Origin of the sequence: Kocuria tytonicola (assembly GCF_003687455.1) — a bacterium.
GTDB classification, from domain to species: Bacteria; Actinomycetota; Actinomycetes; order Actinomycetales; family Micrococcaceae; genus Kocuria; species Kocuria tytonicola.
The window spans coordinates 1-3,257 of record NZ_PHOA01000156.1 but is presented as its reverse complement, the minus strand read 5'-3'; the positions used below and the strand labels follow the sequence as shown (position 1 = coordinate 3,257).

The 3,257-nt window shown below is 70.6% G+C and carries 3 protein-coding genes; all 3 read left to right on the top strand.

From position 1 onward, the window contains the following. Positions 1 to 182 precede the first annotated feature (182 nt). The 3 genes from CWC38_RS11330 (at position 183) to CWC38_RS11320 (ending at position 3,122) form a co-directional block, all read left to right on the top strand. Positions 183 to 1,304 (top strand): ABC transporter permease, encoded by a 1,122-nt coding sequence (locus CWC38_RS11330; RefSeq protein WP_121846824.1) that lies wholly within the window; start codon positions 183 to 185, stop codon positions 1,302 to 1,304. A 2-nt stretch (positions 1,305 to 1,306) separates the two neighbouring features. After that, the gene (locus CWC38_RS11325) at positions 1,307 to 2,143 is read left to right on the top strand and encodes an ABC transporter ATP-binding protein (RefSeq protein WP_121846823.1); all 837 of its coding nucleotides are present in this window, start codon (positions 1,307 to 1,309) and stop codon (positions 2,141 to 2,143) included. Positions 2,144 to 2,345: 202 nt separating this feature from the next. Next, positions 2,346 to 3,122, top strand: coding sequence for a phage holin family protein (locus CWC38_RS11320; RefSeq protein ID WP_240625244.1), 777 nt, complete (start codon positions 2,346 to 2,348; stop codon positions 3,120 to 3,122). Positions 3,123 to 3,257: the final 135 nt, after the last annotated feature.

Below are 3,257 nucleotides of genomic sequence, written 5' to 3'. Positions count from 1 at the left end.
GGGCCGGGTCGTGACCCCCGGCCATGGTACGCAGGCGGGCTCGGAACACATCAACCGAACGGTTGATCCCGGGATCAACCCCGTGCGCGGTGGTCTTCAACCGCGCTGGTGATCCGCCCAAGCCCTCGGCCCAGCAGACTGGATGCTGTCCTTGAAACCTCTGTCGTCACGGGAGACTCCCCATGTTCTTGTCCCTGCGGGACATCACCTTCGCCAAGGGGCGGTTCGCGCTCCTGGCCACGGTCGTGGCTCTCATCACCCTGCTGCTGGTGCTGCTCACGGGCCTGACCAACGGTCTGGGCCACCAGAACACGTCCGCCCTGGAGAAGCTGGAGGCCCAGCGCATCGTGCTGACCGCGCCCCCCGGCGACTCCGGCACGCCGTCCTTCACCACCTCCTCGATCGACCAGAAGCAGGTGGACACCTGGAAGGACGCCGTGGGCGAGGACAAGGTGGAGCGCCTCGGGATCACCCAGACCAGCATCCGCAGCGGTGCGGAGTCCTCGGACGACGCCGCGGCCAAGCGCTCGGACGCCACCGCCGCCGCTGCCATGGCCCTGGAGCCGGGCACGGACCTGGCCTCCGGGGTGACCGCCACCTCCGGCGCCAACCACCCCGGTGAGGGTGAGGCCGTGCTGAGCGAGACGCTCGCGGAGGACATGAAGGTCTCCGTGGGGGACACCGTGTCCATGGGCGGCAAGGCCCTGAAGGTGGCTGGCGTGGCCGAGAACGAGTACTACAGCCACGTTCCCGTGGCGTGGATGAGCATGGCCGACTTCCCCGCGGTGGCGCACACCGCCCCGGACGAGCAGGCCACCGCCCTGGCACTGACCACGCAGGACGTCCCCGAGGCCACCCCCGGTGACACCGACACCGTGGCCCTGTCCACCAAGGACTCCCTCGCGGCGCTGCCCGCCTACCAGTCCGAGCGCGGGTCCCTGCTCATGATGCAGGGCTTCCTCTACGGGATCAGCGCCCTGGTGGTGATCTCGTTCCTGACCGTGTGGACCATCCAGCGCACGCGTGACATCGCGGTGCTGCGCGCGCTCGGCGCGAGCCGCGGCTACGTGGTGCGGGACTCGCTCGTCCAGGCCGCCGTGGTGCTCACCCTGGGTGTGCTCGTGGGCGGTGCCCTGGGACTGCTCGGCGGAATGCTCGCGGGCTCCGCCGTGCCGTTCGAGCTCAGTGCTGCGAGCGTGGCCCTGCCCATGGTGGGCGTGCTCGTGCTCGGCCTGCTGGGTTCCCTGCTCGCCGTGCGCCGTGTCTCCACCGTGGATCCGATGATTGCCCTGGGAGGTAACTGATCATGCATGCTTCTGACGCCGAACCCCGCCACCGCGCGGACCGTCACGAGGGCCACCGCCACGCGGAGCACCACGAGCCCCGCCACGAGGCCGGGAGCGAGCCCGCGCCCCGCACCGGCGGCCTCGCGGTCGACGACGCCGCCGCGCCGGCTCTGAGCGCACGGGACGTGTCCCTGGAATACCCGGACGGCACCGACGCCCAGGGCAGGCCGCGCACCGTGCGAGCCCTGGACCGGGTCTGCCTGGACCTGCACCGCGGGGACATGACCGCCCTGATCGGGCCCTCCGGCTCCGGGAAGTCCTCGTTGCTCGCCGTGGCGGCCGCGCTCATCAAGCCCACCTCGGGCACCGTCTCCGTGGCCGGTCAGGAGCTCACCGAGCTGCCCGAGAAGGAGCTCGCGAAGATCCGCCGGGGTCACACCGGCATGGTCTTCCAGCAGCCCAACCTGCTGGCGGCCCTGACCTCCCGGGAGCAGCTGGTGCTGGCCGCCCACGTGGCCGGTGCCCGGGGCAAGGACCTGCGTGCCGCCCGCTCCCGGGCGGACGAGCTGCTTGAGCAGGTGGGACTCGTGGACTGCGGGGACCGCCGCCCGCACCAGCTCTCCGGTGGTCAGCGGCAGCGGGTGAACATCGCCCGCGCACTCATGAACGACCCCCAGCTGCTGCTCGTGGACGAGCCCACCGCGGCCCTGGACCAGGAGCGCTCCCGCAGCATCATGGAGCTGCTGGCGAACCTCACCCACCAGTTCTCCCTGGCGTCGCTCGTGGTCACCCACGACACCGAGTTCGTGCCGCTCGCGGACCGGTGCGTGCGCATGGAGGACGGCCGGCTGCAGTGATGTCGCGGGGCCCCGTGCGGCGCGCACAGTGGCCTGTCGATAGGCGAGCGAATGGTATTTTGAGAGCAGATCGACCGTTAATCACCACCACGTACTCATCGGAGGCGGCATGAGCCATGCAGTGGGCCCCACCAGCGGCCAAACACCCAGGGCAGGAACTCGCACCACCACGAAGCCGGGTCCGGCATCCATCGTGGATGTCGTGAAGGTCTTCCTGCGCCTGCTCCCCAAGCAGCTCAAGGACGAGGCCCAGCTGGCCGTCCTGGAGCTGAAGGAGAAGGGCATCAAGGTGGGCGTGGGCGCCGCGTTCGCCGTGGTGGGCCTGGTCTTCCTGCTCCTCGCCACCATCGCGCTCATCGGCGCGGCGATCGCCGGTCTCTCGCACGTGATGCCCGCGTGGCTCGCGGCCCTGCTGCTGGCCGTGGTGTTCCTGGTGGTTCTGGCCGTCCTCGCGCTGATCGGCGTCTCCAGGATCAAGAGCGCCATGCCGCTCGTGCCGGAGAAGACCATCTTCGGTCTGCGCTACGACCTCGGCGTGGTCAAGGAGGGCTCCGCCTACACCGAGGGCCGCGTGCAGCGCGACATCAACGAGGCCGAGCAGAAGAAGCAGCGCGAGAAGGAGGAGGCCGCCAACGACCCCAACCAGGTCAAGCCGGTCAAGCCCACCGAGGAGCAGCTGCGCAACCGCCTGAAGCTGCGCCGCGAGCACCTCAAGAGCCTGCGCGACGACGCCCAGAACCGGGCCGACTCCGTGCAGTCCGCCACCCAGGGCTTCGTGAACCGCACCTCCCGCACGTTCACCAGCACGCAGGAGTCGGTCAAGAACACGTTCGCCACCAGGGGCGGGTCCCAGGGCGTGCGCCCGGCGGATTCCACCTCCGCGGCGGACCAGCTGAGCGAGCGCTGGCAGCCGCTGGCCGTGGCCGTGGCCGCGGGCGCCGCGTTCCTCGTGTTCCTGCGGAAGCTGCTCAAGAAGTAGCGCCGCGCGGCCGGCACCGAGAGGTGCCGCCCGAACGCACCGCCTCCGGGCGGAACCTCCGTGCAGAACGGGCCGGGTCTCCAGGACTCGGCCCGTTCTGCGTCCGCGCCCCGGCACGACGCCAGACCCCTCACC

Excerpts from the sequence above, each read along its gene's own strand:
- CWC38_RS11330 (WP_121846824.1), top strand. The coding sequence starts at position 183 with ATGTTCTTGTCCCTGCGGGACATCACCTTCGCCAAGGGGCGGTTCGCG.
- CWC38_RS11325 (WP_121846823.1), top strand. The coding sequence starts at position 1,307 with ATGCATGCTTCTGACGCCGAACCCCGCCACCGCGCGGACCGTCACGAG.